Source organism: Burkholderia sp. 22PA0106 (assembly GCF_047497155.1).
GTDB lineage: Bacteria > Pseudomonadota > Gammaproteobacteria > Burkholderiales > Burkholderiaceae > Burkholderia.
Window position 1 is genome coordinate 1742177 of record NZ_CP163162.1, and the last position, 15433, is coordinate 1757609.

Annotated in this window: 12 protein-coding genes; 10 read left to right on the forward strand and 2 right to left on the reverse strand. The window is 65.3% G+C overall.

Annotated features, from left to right (window positions below; translation table 11 throughout):
• Nucleotides 1-11 precede the first annotated feature (11 nt).
• Nucleotides 12-2267, reverse strand: a complete 2256-nt coding sequence (locus AB4850_RS07480; protein WP_414441981.1) for a TonB-dependent siderophore receptor — start codon at nucleotides 2265-2267, stop codon at nucleotides 12-14.
• 364 nt (nucleotides 2268-2631) lie between these two features.
• Between AB4850_RS07480 and AB4850_RS07485 the strand changes: the two genes are divergently transcribed.
• The 10 genes from AB4850_RS07485 to AB4850_RS07530 all read left to right on the forward strand — a co-directional run bounded on the left by AB4850_RS07485 (nucleotide 2632) and on the right by AB4850_RS07530 (nucleotide 13363).
• Nucleotides 2632-3198 (forward strand): sigma-70 family RNA polymerase sigma factor, encoded by a 567-nt coding sequence (locus AB4850_RS07485; protein WP_414441982.1) that lies wholly within the window; start codon nucleotides 2632-2634, stop codon nucleotides 3196-3198.
• The gene (locus tag AB4850_RS07490; RefSeq protein ID WP_414439189.1) at nucleotides 3195-3965 is read left to right on the forward strand and encodes an anti-sigma factor domain-containing protein; all 771 of its coding nucleotides are present in this window, start codon (nucleotides 3195-3197) and stop codon (nucleotides 3963-3965) included. Before AB4850_RS07485 ends, AB4850_RS07490 begins: the two co-directional genes overlap by 4 nt.
• Before the next feature lie 259 nt (nucleotides 3966-4224).
• Nucleotides 4225-6549 (forward strand): P-loop ATPase, Sll1717 family, encoded by a 2325-nt coding sequence (locus tag AB4850_RS07495; protein ID WP_414439190.1) that lies wholly within the window; start codon nucleotides 4225-4227, stop codon nucleotides 6547-6549.
• A gap of 310 nt (nucleotides 6550-6859) precedes the next feature.
• Nucleotides 6860-7657: a DUF1295 domain-containing protein gene (locus AB4850_RS07500; RefSeq protein WP_414439191.1), complete on the forward strand. Its 798-nt coding sequence runs from the start codon at nucleotides 6860-6862 to the stop codon at nucleotides 7655-7657.
• Nucleotides 7658-7682: 25 nt separating this feature from the next.
• Nucleotides 7683-8777 carry a class I SAM-dependent methyltransferase gene (locus AB4850_RS07505; RefSeq protein ID WP_414439192.1) on the forward strand — a complete coding sequence of 365 codons (1095 nt, stop codon included), beginning with the start codon at nucleotides 7683-7685 and terminating at the stop codon, nucleotides 8775-8777.
• Nucleotides 8774-9397: a lipocalin family protein gene (locus tag AB4850_RS07510; protein ID WP_414439193.1), complete on the forward strand. Its 624-nt coding sequence runs from the start codon at nucleotides 8774-8776 to the stop codon at nucleotides 9395-9397. The genes AB4850_RS07505 and AB4850_RS07510 overlap by 4 nt, the downstream gene beginning before the upstream one ends.
• A gap of 91 nt (nucleotides 9398-9488) precedes the next feature.
• Complete coding sequence (locus AB4850_RS07515) at nucleotides 9489-10787, forward strand: NAD(P)/FAD-dependent oxidoreductase (protein WP_414439194.1); 1299 nt, start codon at nucleotides 9489-9491, stop codon at nucleotides 10785-10787.
• Nucleotides 10784-11596 (forward strand): DUF1365 domain-containing protein, encoded by an 813-nt coding sequence (locus AB4850_RS07520; protein ID WP_414439195.1) that lies wholly within the window; start codon nucleotides 10784-10786, stop codon nucleotides 11594-11596. The genes AB4850_RS07515 and AB4850_RS07520 overlap by 4 nt, the downstream gene beginning before the upstream one ends.
• On the forward strand, nucleotides 11593-12804 hold the full coding sequence (locus AB4850_RS07525; protein WP_414439196.1) for a class I SAM-dependent methyltransferase: 1212 nt from the start codon (nucleotides 11593-11595) through the stop codon (nucleotides 12802-12804). The genes AB4850_RS07520 and AB4850_RS07525 overlap by 4 nt, the downstream gene beginning before the upstream one ends.
• Before the next feature lies 1 nt (nucleotide 12805).
• A complete protein-coding gene (locus AB4850_RS07530; protein ID WP_414439197.1) occupies nucleotides 12806-13363 on the forward strand; it encodes a chalcone isomerase family protein in 558 nt (185 codons plus the stop codon).
• Nucleotides 13364-13382: 19 nt separating this feature from the next.
• On the opposite strand, the gene AB4850_RS07535 is transcribed toward AB4850_RS07530, so the two are convergent.
• Nucleotides 13383-15404, reverse strand: coding sequence for an acetyl-CoA carboxylase biotin carboxylase subunit (locus AB4850_RS07535; protein ID WP_414439198.1), 2022 nt, complete (start codon nucleotides 15402-15404; stop codon nucleotides 13383-13385).
• Nucleotides 15405-15433 lie beyond the last annotated feature (29 nt).

Here is a 15433-nt window from a genome sequence, read left to right on the forward strand (position 1 = left end):
GCGCGCGGCGCTCAGAAGTCGTACGTGACCGACATCCGCGCCGTGCGCGGCGCGCCGAGGAACAGGTAGGCGTCGCCCTGCTGCTCGCCGGCATCGCGCCAGTAATAGCGGTTGAACAGGTTGTCGACCCACAACCGCGCCGTGATGCGGTGCCCGCCGAGCTTGGTGCTGTAGCGCGCGCCCGCGTTCACCACGATCCAGCCCGGCACGCGCGCCGTGCCTTCCTCGTTGGCCGTGCGGCCGGCGCTGTATTCGAGGCCGCCGAGCAAATGGAAGCCCGGCAGGCCCGGCACCGCGTAGTCGGCGTTCAGCGTGGCGCGCAGCGGCGGCGTGTTGATCACCTGATGGCCTTCGTAGGCGGGCGAACCCGAATCGTAGGCGCGCGCGCGGATCGCCGTCAGCGACGCGTTCAGCGCGAGCCGCTCGGTTACCTGGCCCGACGCGCCCAGCTCGATGCCGTCGTGGCGTTCGCGGCCCTGCTGCACGAACGTGTAACCGGCGTCCGACGAGTCAGGCTGCGCGAACTGGAACGGCCGGCTGATCGTGAACGCCGCCGCCGTCAGCGTCAGGCGGTTGGCCCAGTCGTATTTCGCGCCCACTTCATAGGCGTTCGATTCGATCGGCGGCAGGAACGCGTAGGCATTGCTGGCGCGCACCGGCGCCTGATCGCCGAGCGACAGATCCTTGCTGTACGAGCCGTAGAACGTCAGCGGCGTGACCGGCTTGTAGACCAGCGCCAGTTGCGGCAGGAACTTGGTGCGATCGGTGCGGGCGGTGTCGCCGTCCTGGCTGGTCCAGGCGCGCTGGCGCAGCAGCACCTGACGGCCGCCCAGCAGCACCTGCCAGTGATCGCCCAGGCTGATCTTGTCGGACGCGAACAGCGACACCTGCCACGCGTCGAGCTGCGGATACGACACGCTCGCCTCGTTCGGCGACGGCGCGAACGCCTGATCGGGGCCGTAGATATTGTCGGTGCCCACGTAGTCGTAGACGGCATCCGACAGCCGCACCACGCGATGCAATGCGCCCACCCCGAACAGCACGTCATGACGCAGCGGGCCGGTCGTGAACTTGCCCGACACGGCCGCGCGCACTTCGTCGTTGCGGCGGTATTCGCCGGGGCTGCGGTAGTCGTACACGTCGAAATCGCCGTTCGACGCGAAGAAGAACGGCGAGGTGCCGCCCGCGCCGCAGCTCGGCGAATAGCCGCAGCCGTAGGCGAACGCCACGTTGTCGTCGATCATCGTGCGGCTGCGGCCGCCCGTGACGTAGGCGCGCCAGTCGTTGTCGAACGCGTAGTCGAAGCGGGCGTTGAGGTTCAGCGCGTCGGTCGTGACCGGCTTGGCCCACGGCTGCACGCCGAGCAGCTTCGAGGTGGAGGCCGCCGGCGGCACCACCGTGCCGCCCAGCAGTTGATAGCCCGACACCGAGCGCTGGATCCACTGCTGGAATTCGGCGTTGACCTGCAGGCTCGCGCGCGGCGTGATGTTCCAGTCCGCCGCGATCGAGCCGAACGTGCGGCGGCCGTTCGCGTCGTCCACGTACGAGTGGATGTTTTCCTTCGCCGCGTTGATCCGGAACCCGAACTGATTGTCCGGGCCGAAGCGGCGGCCCAGGTCCACCGAGGCCGAGGTCGAGCCGCGGCTGTCCACGCCCGCCGTCACGCTCGACACGTTCTCCGGCCGCTTGCTGACGAAGTTGACCACCCCGCCCGGCGACAGCACGCCGCTGTCGATCGCCGCCAGCCCTTTCAGGATCTCCACGCGCGCCTTGTTTTCCAGCGGCACGTTCTGCTCGCCCGACAGCGCGAGGCCGTCCAGCCGCAGCGCGCTGGCCGGATCGAGCGGGAAGCCGCGGATCGTGAAGTTGCCGTAATAGCCCACCGGCGTGTAGTCCGCGTTGACCGAGGCGTCGTTGCGCAGCACGTCGGCTACCGTCTTCGCTTGCTGGTCGGCGATCTGCGCGGCTGTCACCACCGTGACCGAGGCCGGCGTGTTGAGGATCGACGCGTCGTCGCGGCCCGTGACTGACGCCGTGCGTGCGCGCCACGATGTATCCGCCCGGCCCGACACGGCTACCGCCGGCAGCACGCGGGTGGCGGTAACGTCGTCCTTGCCGGTACGCGTTTCGGAGGCCGGCACCGGCGCGGCGGCCGGCGCATCGGCCGGGGCGGCGACGGCGTGGGCCGCCATCACGGTCAAGCCGAGGCCGAGTTGCCGCTGCAACGTGCGCGGTCGCGGGAGTTTCCGCAGCGCAGCCGCGGGCATTCGTCGAGTCATCTGGAAATCAGGGGAGTAACAGGGAAACCGCTCAAACCGGGGGCTAACCCGCGGCCCGCGCCGGGCGGGGCGCGTAAAAGGCGTGATCATAGCGCAGCGGCGGGCCGCCACAGGCCGGCCGATGCGGCCAGGCAACGGTTCGCGACGCGCCGGTTGCGCAATCGGCTGCATCCTGCGTGCCGGTTCGTCCGTATGTACAGGTATCGGTAACGACGGACGCGCCACCATGACGATCAGACACGCAGGCTGGAGCGGCACGATATACGGCGGCGCACCGCCGATGCTATATTTCGTGACACTTCAGCCACGACGCAGCGCGGCAGCGAATCCGCGCGTCAAGATCACGCCCGACATGACCGAGAGTCCCGATGCCGACGAGGCGCGGCGCGCCCAGCTCAACCAGGCTTTGCAACGTGTCGCCCAGGGCGACCAGCCGGCGTTCGAGGCGCTTTACCGTCTCAGTTCGTCGCGCGTTTTCGCCGTGATCGCGCGGATGGTGCATGACCGCAGCGAGGCCGAGGATCTGCTGCAGGAGGTCTACACCAGCGCCTGGCGTCGTGCCGACAGCTTCGACCCGACGCGCGGCAGCGCCATGACCTGGCTGCTCACGCTGGCCCGCAACCGCTGCATCGATCGCCTGCGCCAGCATCGCGAAAGCCCGCTCGACGACGAGCAGGCCGACGCCATCGAAGATGACTCCCCCACTCCCGCCGAACTGGCCGAATCGAGCGAGGCACGCCGCCGGCTCGAGCAGTGCCTGCAGGCGCTCGAAGCGCAGCAGCGTGGTGCGATCCGCGAAGCGTTCTTTACGGGTGCGACTTATGCCGAACTGGCTGAACGCCTGCGCGTGCCGCTCGGCACGATGAAAAGCTGGATCCGCCGCAGTCTCCTGCAACTGAAGCTGTGCCTCGAGCGATGAATACCCCTGCCTTCTCCGACGACGACCTGCGCTGCGCTGAGTACGCGCTTGGTGTGCTTGATTCCGACTCGCGCCGGCAGCTTGAGCGTGATGTTCGACGCGATGCGGTGTTGCGGGCGACGCTCGATGCCTGGTTGGTGCGGCTGGCGCCGCTGGCTGATGAGCTTGCTGCGGTTGAACCGCCTGAGCGGGTTTGGACGCGGATTCGGCGTGATTTGGGATTTTTGCCGGGTGCGCCGATTTCTGTGGCCCAACCTGCGCGGGGTGGTGGGTGGTGGAATTCGCTCGATTTGTGGCGCTGGGTGGGGGTCGGGGCGAGTGTCGCGGTGGTGGTTTTGTTGGCGGTGAATTTGGGGGTGTTGCGGGAGGCTCCGTCTGGCGGGGTTTCGGCTCCTTCTGGATCTTCTGGTTCTTCTTCGCAGCCGAGCGGGTATCTGGTCGCTACCCTCGCCCGTACCGACGGCGTTGCGCACTGGACGGCTACGGTCGATTTGCAGCGCGGGAATATGGTCGTGGTGCCGGCAGTGCATCCGCAAGTGGCAAGTGGGCGGTCGACGGAGCTTTGGTTGATTCCTAATGGGGAGAAACCGATTGCGCTGGGCGTGTTCCCGGCGGATGCGCCAGCTTCGATGGCGCTGCCGGCGAAGATCGTGGCGCAGTTGGTTGCGAGTGCTACGTTGGCGGTTTCGGTTGAGCCGGAAGGTGGGTCGGTTACGGGGCAGCCGACTGGGCCGGTGATTGCTAGTGGGGCGCTGCGGGTTTCTTGAGGGGGATGTAGTTAAGTTGTTGGTAAAAAAGCTCGCTCTTATGAGCGGGCTTTTTGTTTTACTGACGGTTTAGAAGATAAATTGTAGGCCGTGTGCAGTCGGCCAAGCCACATTGCTCGGACAACCAGGCGCCGGACGACAGCTACAACTAATAAAATCGTTCGACTGCCGAACACTTTCTGATTGCCTACGCGCTTTGGCCAAGACGTATCTAATGTGAGATGATAAGAACAATCCCGCGACCATAACGGCGTAACAAATGACCAAGCTTGCCTTCGTTGCTTATCCGTCCAAAGATCAGTCTTTGCTGGAGATTTTGCGCAACGCCATAAAGAAAGTGACGGCAAAAACTCAAGACGTTAGGTACGAACGATGGGAGTTCAATGATATCGCGGGCACACCGTTGATCTCACCAATTATTGAAAAAATAGATGAATCAGCTTTCGTTGTTGCTGACATCACCTATCTAAACCTTAACGTGGTTTATGAGATTGGCTACGCAATCGGAAAATCAAAAAGAGTTTTCTTAATTAGGCACTCGAAGATAAAGGGTGATCGCGAGATTGCAAAACGGATCGGAATTTTCGACACGCTTGGGTTCTCTGAGTACGAAGACGACGAATCGTTGGCGCACCGATTGACGGGCGAGATAGGAGAAACCCCTCTTTCAGTTCAAAGCCCGATTGATACGAAAGCACCGGCCTATGTCGTCGAGCCGCCGTTTAAGGGTACTGCAGCAACCATGATGACCTCACGCCTGAAGAAGGCGCGTTATAAATACAGAAGCTTTAATCCAACTGAAGACTCGCGCCTTTCGGCCGTTGATGCCATAAGGCAAGTAGCCTCATCAGCCGGGGTTCTTGTTTCCTTTGAACGGGAGGACAAGGATTGGGCCCAGATCCACAATGTTCGAACAATGTTTGTTGCGGGACTCGCGCAGGGGATGGAGCGCCCGACGTTGATTTTAGCACCCGCGGACTTTATATCTCCGTTGGATGTACGGGACGACGTGAAAATCTATGGTCACCCGGACGATATTGCAGAGCACATCGCTAGCTTAGTCTTGGATGTAACAGACTACCTTCAGCAAGTAGAACCCCCAGCAAAAACGGCAGACACTTTTCTTCAAAACTTGACGTTTGGTGATCCGACGGCTGAAAACGAAATGACGACACTATCGGACTATTACATGCAAACCGATCAGTTCAATCGAGCGCTTCGAGGGGAAGTAAACTTAGTGGTAGGTCGAAAAGGGTCTGGCAAAACGGCACTATTTTTGCAACTTCGCGACAGAATCAGAAACGACAAACGCAACGTAATGGTGGACTTGAAGCCCGAAGGATATCAATTAATTAAACTCAAAGAAGATCTTCTGACATATTTAACGGAAGGGTCGCGCCAGCACCTTATCACTGCGTTCTGGGAATATTTGCTTTTGCTCGAAGTTGCCTACAAAGTATTAGAAAAAGATCGCGTTATACATAAGCATAATCACGATCTTTTCGACAAATACGTGCGATTGGAGGTGGCATATAAGGTTGAAAGCTTTTCGACGGAGGGCGACTTTTCTGAGCGACTTCTAACGTTATCAAATCGAATTGCACTTGAATATAGATCACGCTACGGTGACAAACCGGACACTCGACTCACAGTTGAGGATGTAACTTCTTTAGTGTACTCGCATGATATTAGGGCGCTGCGGCAGAGTTTGTCAGATTATCTTGATGAAAAACAATCAATATGGATATTATTTGACAATCTTGATAAAGGTTGGAATGCTTCCGGAGTTGACGTTATCGACACCATTGTTCTTCGTTGTCTAGTTGAGGCGGGCCGAAAATTGGAGCGCGAGATGCGCAAGCACGATCAACGTTTATCGTGCTTGATATTCATTCGCAATGATGTGTATGAATTACTGATGAAGGAGAGCGCGGACTACGGTAAAGATATGCGTGCGGTGTTGGATTGGACCGATCCCGACATGTTGAGAGAGATGTTGAGACTTAGGCTGGTTGCGAATGCGAAAGCAACTGGAGGCGACCGAGATTTTGAGAAAATCTGGCGGCAAGTGTGCATCTCTCATTACCGAGGAGAGGAAACATCCGCATTTATGATAGAGCGGTCTTTGATGCGTCCGCGAAATTTGTTGAAAATATTTTCTCATAGCAAAGGATTTGCAAACAATTTCTCACATAACAAAATTGAGGAATCCGATATCGAAAAAGGTATCAAAGCTTATTCGCAAGATCTGTTGATTGAATTGGATCACGAGTTGTCTGACGTGTTCCCAGAAACTCCGGATGTTCTTTATGGATTCCTTGATCACAAACCGGTTGCGAGTCGTTCTGAAATCGAGGAAACGCTGCGATCCGTAGGTGTTCAGTCGGACGCCACTGGAAAGGTGTTCTCTTTTCTCATTTACTATGGCGTTCTAGGCTTGCTTGTTGGCGAAGAAGTGCAATACATTTTCGACGTAAATTATGACTCTAAAATCCTCACTGCTCGGGCGCAAAAGCAGGGGGGAGACGCGCAATTCGCAATAAACCCAGCGTTTCGGGACGCGTTAGGAATCTCGCGGCCATAATGCGTTTGCCGTCGCGGACTACATAACTTCTGTCTCGGCGGCGGTTGTAGTTAGGAAACGGTCTAGCCAGCGCTATGGTTCAAGTGGCGACTCCGGATCGAAAAGAGTTGTTGGCTTTTCGCTCGGAGTCGAACACGGAAATTCTGACAGTCCCGGAAATTCTGACAGCCCCAAATTCGGACACTCTCGCGTCCTTCTCAGAAATCTCCCCCCAAAAACCGCGCATCAACCGCAGGCTTTTTTCTCCCCTGCATCCATCCCCCGCCCCCATCCGTACCTCCCCATGAGCCCCCCCAACCCCGGACCCCTCATGCCCCTCCCCCTGTCCGTCGCCCTATCCGCCGCAACCCTGATCGCGTTGTTTTCAGCCGTCTGGCTCTGGCAACTCCGCAGCCAGAACGCCGGCATGATCGACCCAGTCTGGGCCTTCGGCTTGGCGCTGGTCGCAATCCTGACCGCCTTAACCGGCACCGGCGCCCCCTCAAACCGCTTGCTCATAGCCATCGGCGGCACCCTCTGGGGCCTACGCCTCGCCCACCATCTCTGGCAACGCAACTTCGGCCACCCCGAAGACGCCCGTTACCGCCAATTCCGCGACCAATGGGGCACCGCAGCCCCTTCCCGCTTCTTCTGGTTCTTCCAACTCCAGGCGCTAGTCGCCCTAATCCTGGCCATCGCCTTCTTCGTCCCAGCCTTCCGCCCCGAGCCCGTCGCTGCTCCCGACGCCATAGCCGCCATCGCAATCTGGCTCGTGTCAGTAATAGGAGAAGGAGTAGCAGATCGCCAACTAGCCCGTTTCACCGCCAACCGCCAAAACAAAGGCGAAGTCTGCCGCACCGGCCTCTGGCGCTACTCCCGCCACCCGAACTACTTCTTCGAATGCCTGCACTGGTTCGCCTACACCGCCCTGGCGATCCGTCTGCCCTGGGGCTGGCTGACCCTGATCCCCCCCTTCGTCATGGCCTGGCTACTCATGAAGCTATCCGGCATCCCGCTACTCGAAGCCCGCCTGATCCACACCCGCCCCGGCTACGACGACTACATCCGCACCACTAGCGCCCTGATCCCCTGGCCGCCGCGCCGCTCGCCGCCTGCCGGCCCGCGCTGAGCCCTCAACCGCAAGGAGCCTCACGATGAGCACGACCGCTACCAACCCCACGCCCGCGCCGCACGCCCCGGAACCCTGGCTGATCCAGTGCTGCGAACGCGGCTGGCTGCCCGACATGTTGATCCGCGCCGGCATGCGCCAATTGATGCGCACCCGCCTGCGCGAAGCATTCGCGCACGACGGCGAACGCAGCGCGGACGCCCTCCAGCACCTGCTGGCCGAACTGCGCGCGAGCCCGATCGCGATCGACACGCAAGCCGCCAACCGCCAGCACTACGAAGTGCCGGACACCTTCTTCGAGCAGCACCTCGGCCCGCGCCTCAAATACTCGTGCGGCTACTACCCGCGCGGCACGGAAACGCTCGCGCAAGGCGAGGACGCGATGCTCGAATGCTATGCCGAGCGCGCGGGCCTGGCGGACGGCCAGCGCATCCTCGATCTGGGCTGCGGCTGGGGTTCGCTGTCGCTGTGGCTGGCGGAGCGCTATCCGGCGGCCCGCATCGTCGGGCTGTCGAATTCGCACGGCCAGCGCCGCTTCATCGAGCGCCGCGCGGCGGAGCGCGGCCTGACGAACCTGCGCATCGTCACGGGCAACATCGCGGATTTCGATTTCGCGCCGGACGAACGCGGCTTCGACCGCGTGGTGTCGATCGAGATGTTCGAGCACATGAAGAACTACGGCGCGCTGCTGGCCAAGATCGCGAGCTGGCTGCACGACGACGGCCGGCTGTTCGTCCATCACTTCGCGCACCGCACGGCGGCCTATCACTTCGATTCTCAGGACGGCACGGACTGGATGTCGCGCCATTTCTTCACGGGCGGCACGATGCCGTCGGCCACGCTGCTGCTGCACTTCCAGGACGATCTGCGCGTCTCGCGCCAATGGTGGCTCGACGGCCGCCACTACGCGCGCACCGCCGAGCAATGGCTGGCCTCGCTGGACGACGAGCGCGAAGCGGTGATGCCGGTGTTCGAGGGCGTCTACGGCGCGGACGCAGCGCTGTGGTTCCAGCGCTGGCGCATGTTCTACATGGCGGTGGCGGAACTGTTCGGCTATGCGCACGGCCGCGAATGGGGCGTGGCGCACTGCCTGCTCGAAAAGCGCCAGGTGTCGCGATGAGCCGCGCACGCCTGTTGCGCCTGGCCCGCGCGAGTGTGCTCGTCGCGGCGGCCGCCGCGCTGCTGCCGGCGCTGTCCGCCTGCTCGAACGACCCGCCGAACCCGAACCCGCGCGCGGCGGTGCCGCTGCAAACGGTGCCGGTCGATCTGCCGCGCTACATGGGCCGCTGGTACGTGATCGCGAACATCCCTTATTTCGCGGAACGCGGCTTCGTGGGCAGCCGCGTGCACTGGGCGCTGCGCGAGGACGGCCGGATCGACGACGGTTTCGCAGGCCGCAAGGGCAGCTTCGACGCGCCGGAAACCACCCACAGCTTCGTCGACACTGTGCAGCCGGGCAGCGGCGGCGGGGCCTGGCGCGTGCGGCTGTTCTGGCCGGTGTACGTGAGCCAGTTGACGCTCTACGTCGATCCGGACTACCGCTACACGATCCTCGGCTACCCCGGCAAATCGCTCGGCTGGATCCTCGCGCGCGAACCGCAGATCGACGCGGCCACCTATCAGGCGCTGCTGGCGCGGCTCGACGCGATGGGCTACGACACGGCGCGCTTCCGCCAGGTCGCGCAAACGCCCGCGCAAATCGGCCAGCCGGGCTTCGCGCGGCCCGACGGCAAGGATTGATCGCACGCGGCTGCATCCGTGGGGGCGAGTCGTCCGTATCTGTCCCTGTAGCCCCCCGAGTTCGTCATCAGGAATCAGGAGCAGGAACGCCATGGATCATCAAGCCGCCGCACGGCGGCCCGGACAACGCATCGCCGTGGTCGGCGCCGGCATCGCCGGGCTGGCCAGCGCCTATCTGCTGGGCCGCCGTCACCACGTGACCCTGTTCGAGGCAGCCGGCTACGCGGGCGGCCATACCAATACGGTGGATGTCGAACTGGACGGCCAGCGCCATCCGGTCGATACCGGCTTCCTGGTGTTCAACGACCGCACCTACCCGAACCTGATCGCGCTGTTCGATGAACTGGGCGTGCAGTCGCACCAAACCGACATGTCGTTCTCGGTGTCGCTCGACAGCGGCCGCCTCGAATGGGCGGGCACCAACCTGAACACGGTGTTCGCGCAGCGCCAGAACCTGCTGTCGCCGGCGTTCCTCGGCATGTTGCGCGACATCCTGCGCTTCAACGCATCGGCGCTGGCGCAGCTCGACGTGGCGTTGCGCACGCGCTGCTCGGTCGGCGAACTGCTGGCCGAGGGCCGTTACGGCACGCCGTTCCAGCGCCATTACCTGCTGCCGATGGCGGCGGCGATCTGGTCCAGCGAGGCCGACGACGTGCTGCGCTTCCCGGCCGCCACGTTCCTGCGCTTCTGCCTGAACCACGCGCTGTTGCAGGTCAACAACCGCCCGGCCTGGAAGACGGTGGTGGGCGGCGGCCGCGACTACGTGCGGCGCATCCTGGCCACGCTCGACGACGTGCGCCTGAACACGCCCGTGCTGGCCGTGCGCCGCGAGCCGGACGGCGTGACGGTGGCCACCGACGCGGGCGGCAACGAGCACTTCGACGCCGTGGTGCTGGCCAGCCACGCGCCCACCAGCCTGCGCTTGCTGGTGGATGCCGACGAGGCCGAACGCAACGTGCTCGGCGCGGTGCGTTATCGCCGCAATCTCGCCACGCTGCATACCGACGCGCGCCTGCTGCCGCGCCGGCGCAGCGTGTGGTCGGCGTGGAATTACCTCGGGCGGCAAGGCGCGGACGGCACGCAGGAAACCTGCGTCAGCTATCTGATCAATCAATTGCAGCCGCTGCCGTTCAAGCAGCCGGTGATCGTCACGCTCAATCCGTTCGAGCCGCCGGCCGAGCGCAGCGTGCTCGGCCAGTATCAGTACGAGCATCCGCTGCTCGATCAGGCCGCGATCGACGCGCAGCAGCGCCTGCCCAAGCTGCAAGGCCGTCGCCATACGTGGTACGCGGGCGCCTGGGCCGGCTATGGCTTCCATGAAGACGGCCTGAAATCGGCGTTGCGGGTGGCCGCCGCGTTCGACGTGCTGCCGCAATGGGCCACGCCATGACTGCCCGAGCCGCCGCGCAGTTCCTGACCGGCCGCGTCATGCACGAGCGCCTGCGCCCGGCGCGGCACCGTTTCGACTATCCGGTGCTGTATCTCGGCTGCGACGTGGGCCGCCTCGCGCAAATCGAGCGACGCTGGTTCGGCATCGACCGCCGCGCGCCGCTCGGCCTCGCCATGCGCGATTTCGGCCCGCGCGACGGCCAGCCGTTGGGGCCATGGATGCGCGCCCAACTGGCCGAGGCCGGCATTCCGGCCGACGGCGAAATCCGGCTCATCAGCATGCCGCGCGTGTTCGGCCATGCGTTCAATCCGGTCGGGTTCTGGCTGTGTCACGACAGCTCGGGTGCGCTGCGGGCGCTGTATGCCGACGTGCGCAATACCTTCGGCGGCCATCACGGCTATCTGTTGAGCGCGCCCAGCCACGCGCCGATCGACGCGGCCACCGAACTCGTCTGCCGCAAGGCGTTCCACGTCTCGCCGTTCTGCGAAGTGGCGGGCCGCTACGTGTTCCGCGTGCGCGAGCACGGCGAGCGGCTGGCCATCACGATCGATTACCACGACGACCAAGGCCTGCTGCTGCGCACCGCGCTGGCGCTGCGCGCGCAGCCGTTCACGGGGCGGCAGGCGTGGCGGGCGCTGGCGCGCCAGCCGTTCGACATCGTCGGCGTGCTGTTTCGCATCCATTGGCAGGCGCTGCGGCTGTGGCTCAAGCGCGTGCCGTTTCACGGCGCGCATCCGCCCTCGCCGCCTGCTGCCGAATCCACCCCATCCGCACCATCCTCGCTTCACGACCGGGAGACCTCGTCATGACCCTGCTGCGTTCGTTTTCGACTCCTGCCGCGGCGGGGCTGTCCGTGCGGCTCTTTTTCGGCTTGCTGCGGCGCGCGCGCGTCGGTCACTTGACGCTGTCGACGCCCGAGGGCGCGCAATTCGTGTTCGGCGATCCGCACCAGGGGCCGAGCGCCGTGCTGCGCCTGCTCGACTGGCGCGCCTGCCGCGCGATCCTGCGCTCGGGCGACATCGGTTTCGCGGAAGCCTATCGCGCCGGCTGGCTCGATTCGCCCGATTTCACGGCGCTGCTGCGGCTGGCGATGCGCAACGAGGCTGCCGTCTCGCGCACCGTACACGGCGGCCGGCTGGCGCGGCTCTGGTACAACCTGCGGCACCGGCTGCGGCCGAACACGCGCGCGGGCAGCCGGCGCAACATCCACGCGCATTACGACATCGGCAACCCGTTCTACGCGCTGTGGCTCGACGACACCTGGACGTACTCGGCGGCCTGCTTCGATGGCGATCAGGCCCGCCCGCTGGCCGACGCGCAGCACGCCAAGTACCAGCGCATCGTCGACACGCTCGGGTTGAAGCCCGGCATGCGCGTGCTGGAGATCGGCTGCGGCTGGGGCGGCTTCGCGCTGCATGCGGCGCGGCTCGGCATCGCCGTGCGCGGCGTGACGATCTCGCCGAGCCAGCAGGCGCTGGCGGCCGAGCGGATTCACGCGGCAGGCCTCGACGGCTTGGCCAGCGCCGAGTTGTGCGACTACCGCGATCTCGACGGGCACTACGACGCGATCGTGTCGATCGAGATGTTCGAAGCGGTGGGCGAGGCGTTCTGGCCCGGCTATTTCGCGACGCTGCGCGAGCGCCTCGTGCCGGGCGGCCGGGCGCTGGTGCAGACCATCACGATCGATGACGCGTGTTTCCCGGCCTATCGGGCGTCGAGCGATTTCATCCGCGAGTTCGTGTTTCCGGGCGGCATGCTGCCGAGCCCGGAGCGGTTCGTGCGCGCCGCGCAGCGCGGCGGCTTGAGCGCCCGGGCCACCCTCAGCTTCGGCCAGGATTACGCGCACACGCTGCAACTGTGGCGGCAGGCGTTCGAGGCGCGGCTCGACGCGGTGCGCGCGCTCGGCTATGACGAAACGTTCGTGCGCACCTGGCGGCTCTACCTCGCGTATTGCGAGGCCGGGTTCGCCGAGGCGCGCACCGGCGTCATGCATTTCCTGATCGAACGGGACGGCTGAGATGCGCGCGCGGGCTTGGGGGAGGACGGCGCACGGCCTGCTCGGCATGGCGATGGCGGCGGCCACGGCCTTCGCGTTCGCCAGCGCCGACGCGCCGGCCGATTGCCGCAACGACGTGCCGGCGGCCCGCCTGATCGGCTCGGGCGAGTTTTGCGTGCTGGGGTTTTGTCTCTACGACGCGGCGCTGTGGGCCAGCCGCGCGCCGACCAGCCCGGACGTGCCGTTCGCGCTGGCACTGACCTACCGGCGCAAGATCCACGCCGAACGGCTGGTGGAAGTTGGCATGGACGAGATTCGCCGCCTCGCGCCCGCCCCGCTGCCCGAAGCGACGCTCGCGGCGTGGCGGGCCGACATGCGCCGCGCGTTCCAGGACGTCGGCCCGGGCGACCGCTTATGCGGCGTCTACCTGCCCGGCCACGGCGCGCGCTTCTATGCGAACGACACGCTGAAGGCCGATATCGACGATCCGGCGTTCGCGGCGGCGTTCTTCGGCATCTGGCTCGATCCGCATACCCGGGCCGAGCGCCTGCGCCGCCGGCTGCTCGGCGAGCAGCCCTGAAGCCGGCGCGGCAAGGCGTTCAGCTTGCCGCGTCGAGCCGGATCAACTGCGCGCCGTCGGCCACCTGATCGCCCACGGCATACAGCACCTCGGCCACCACGCCCGCGCTCGGCGCGCCGATGGTGTGCTCCATCTTCATCGCCTCCATCACGAGCAGCGGCGCGCCGGCTTCCACGGCCTGCCCCGGCTCGACCAGCACGGCGATCACCTTGCCCGGCATCGGCGCGGTCAGGCGGCCGCCGCCCTGTTCGGCGTCGCCGGCGTGGGTCAGCGGATCGGCCCAGTCGAACGTCTCGGCGCTGCCCTGCGCGAACACGTGGAACGCCTCGCCTTCGACCACCACCCGGCCGGTGCCGCGCTGGGTGCCGATCGTCACGACGAAATCGAGCGGCGTCGCGCCGCGCGACCACGTGAACGGCAGCGGGCCGGCGTCGCCCACCGTCAGTTGCGCACCCGCCGCGCCTTGCGTGTACTCGACGCGCAGGCCGCTTTCGCGTTCGCGCAACTGCCAGTCGAGCGTGCGGCGGTACGCGCCGTTGAGCCGCCAGTTGCCGAGCGCGGCCCACGGCGAGCCGGTGGCGACGCCACCGGTTCCTTGCGCTTGCGCCTGCGCACCGTCGCGCGCCAGCAAGGCCGCGCAGGCCAGCGCGACGGCCACCGGCGACAGCGGTTGCGGCGCGAACAGCGCGTCATGATGACGCTCGATCAGGCCCGTATCGAGATCGCCGGTGGCGAACGGCTCGCTGGCCACGATCCGCTGCAGGAAGGCGGCATTGGTCGACAGCCCCACCGCCTCGCACTCGCGCAGCGCGCGCGCCATCCGCTTCAGCGCTTCCTCGCGATCCGCGCCGTGCACGATCAGCTTGGCGATCATCGGATCGTAGAACGGCGTGATCGCGTCGCCCTCGCGTACGCCGCTGTCCACCCGCACGGCCGCGCCGGTCGCGAACTCCACGCCGTCCGGCAGGCGCAGGTGGCGCAGCGTGCCGGTGGACGGCAGGAAGCCGCGCGCCGGGTTCTCGGCATACAGGCGCGCCTCGATCGCATGGCCGCTGGCCTTCAATTCGGCCTGCCCGAGCGGCAACGGCTCGCCCGAGGCGGCCCGCAACTGCCATTCGACCAGATCGAGCCCGCTGACCATCTCCGTGACGGGATGCTCGACCTGCAGGCGCGTGTTCATCTCCATGAAGTAGAACTGCTCGCCCGTGACGATGAATTCGACGGTGCCCGCGCCCACGTAGCCGACGGCGCGCGCCGCCGCCACGGCGGCCTCGCCCATCGCGCGGCGCTGCGCGTCGGGCAGGCCCGGCGCGGGCGCTTCCTCCAGCACCTTCTGGTGACGGCGCTGCACCGAGCAATCGCGATCGAACAGGTAGACGGTGTGGCCATGCGTGTCGCCGAACACCTGCACCTCCACATGGCGCGGGCGTTGCAGGTATTTCTCAATCAGCACGCGATCGTTGCCGAAGCTGCTGGCCGCCTCGCGCTGGCACGAGGCGAGCGCGGCCGGGAAATCGGCCGAGCGCTCGACCACCCGCATGCCCTTGCCGCCGCCGCCCGCGCTGGCCTTCAGCAGCACCGGGTAGCCGATCGCGTCGGCCTCGCGGTGCAGCAGCGCCGGGTCCTGGTCGTCGCCGTGATAGCCGGGCACCAGCGGCACGCCGGCGCGCTGCATCAGCGCCTTGGCGGCGGCCTTCGAGCCCATCGCGGCGATCGCGTCGACGGGCGGCCCGATGAACACCAGGCCGGCCGCCGCGCAGGCCTGCGCGAACGCCTCGTTCTCGGACAGGAAGCCGTAGCCGGGGTGGATCGCCTGCGCGCCGGTGGCGAGCGCGGCGGCCACGATGTGCTCGCCGCGCAGGTAGCTGTCGGCGGCGGCCGCGCCGCCGATCGGCACGGCTTCGTCGCAGGCGGCGACGTGTTTGGCGTTCGCGTCGGCGTCCGAGTAGACGGCGACGCTCGCGATGCCCATCCGGCGGCAGGTCGCGGCCACGCGGCAGGCGATTTCGCCGCGATTGGCGATCAGGATCTTGTCGAACATGATGGTCGGGGTTCGGTTGTCGGGTTTTG

Bases quoted from the DNA above. Each gene is read 5' to 3' on its own strand.
- AB4850_RS07515 (WP_414439194.1), top strand. From the start codon at position 9,489: ATGGATCATCAAGCCGCCGCACGGCGGCCCGGACAACGCATCGCCGTG.
- AB4850_RS07500 (WP_414439191.1), top strand. From the start codon at position 6,860: ATGCCCCTCCCCCTGTCCGTCGCCCTATCCGCCGCAACCCTGATCGCG.
- AB4850_RS07510 (WP_414439193.1), top strand. From the start codon at position 8,774: ATGAGCCGCGCACGCCTGTTGCGCCTGGCCCGCGCGAGTGTGCTCGTC.
- AB4850_RS07490 (WP_414439189.1), top strand. From the start codon at position 3,195: ATGAATACCCCTGCCTTCTCCGACGACGACCTGCGCTGCGCTGAGTAC.
- AB4850_RS07520 (WP_414439195.1), top strand. From the start codon at position 10,784: ATGACTGCCCGAGCCGCCGCGCAGTTCCTGACCGGCCGCGTCATGCAC.
- AB4850_RS07505 (WP_414439192.1), top strand. From the start codon at position 7,683: ATGAGCACGACCGCTACCAACCCCACGCCCGCGCCGCACGCCCCGGAA.
- AB4850_RS07480 (WP_414441981.1), bottom strand. From the start codon at position 2,267: ATGCCCGCGGCTGCGCTGCGGAAACTCCCGCGACCGCGCACGTTGCAG.
- AB4850_RS07495 (WP_414439190.1), top strand. From the start codon at position 4,225: ATGACCAAGCTTGCCTTCGTTGCTTATCCGTCCAAAGATCAGTCTTTG.
- AB4850_RS07525 (WP_414439196.1), top strand. From the start codon at position 11,593: ATGACCCTGCTGCGTTCGTTTTCGACTCCTGCCGCGGCGGGGCTGTCC.
- AB4850_RS07530 (WP_414439197.1), top strand. From the start codon at position 12,806: ATGCGCGCGCGGGCTTGGGGGAGGACGGCGCACGGCCTGCTCGGCATG.
- AB4850_RS07485 (WP_414441982.1), top strand. From the start codon at position 2,632: ATGACCGAGAGTCCCGATGCCGACGAGGCGCGGCGCGCCCAGCTCAAC.
- AB4850_RS07535 (WP_414439198.1), bottom strand. From the start codon at position 15,404: ATGTTCGACAAGATCCTGATCGCCAATCGCGGCGAAATCGCCTGCCGC.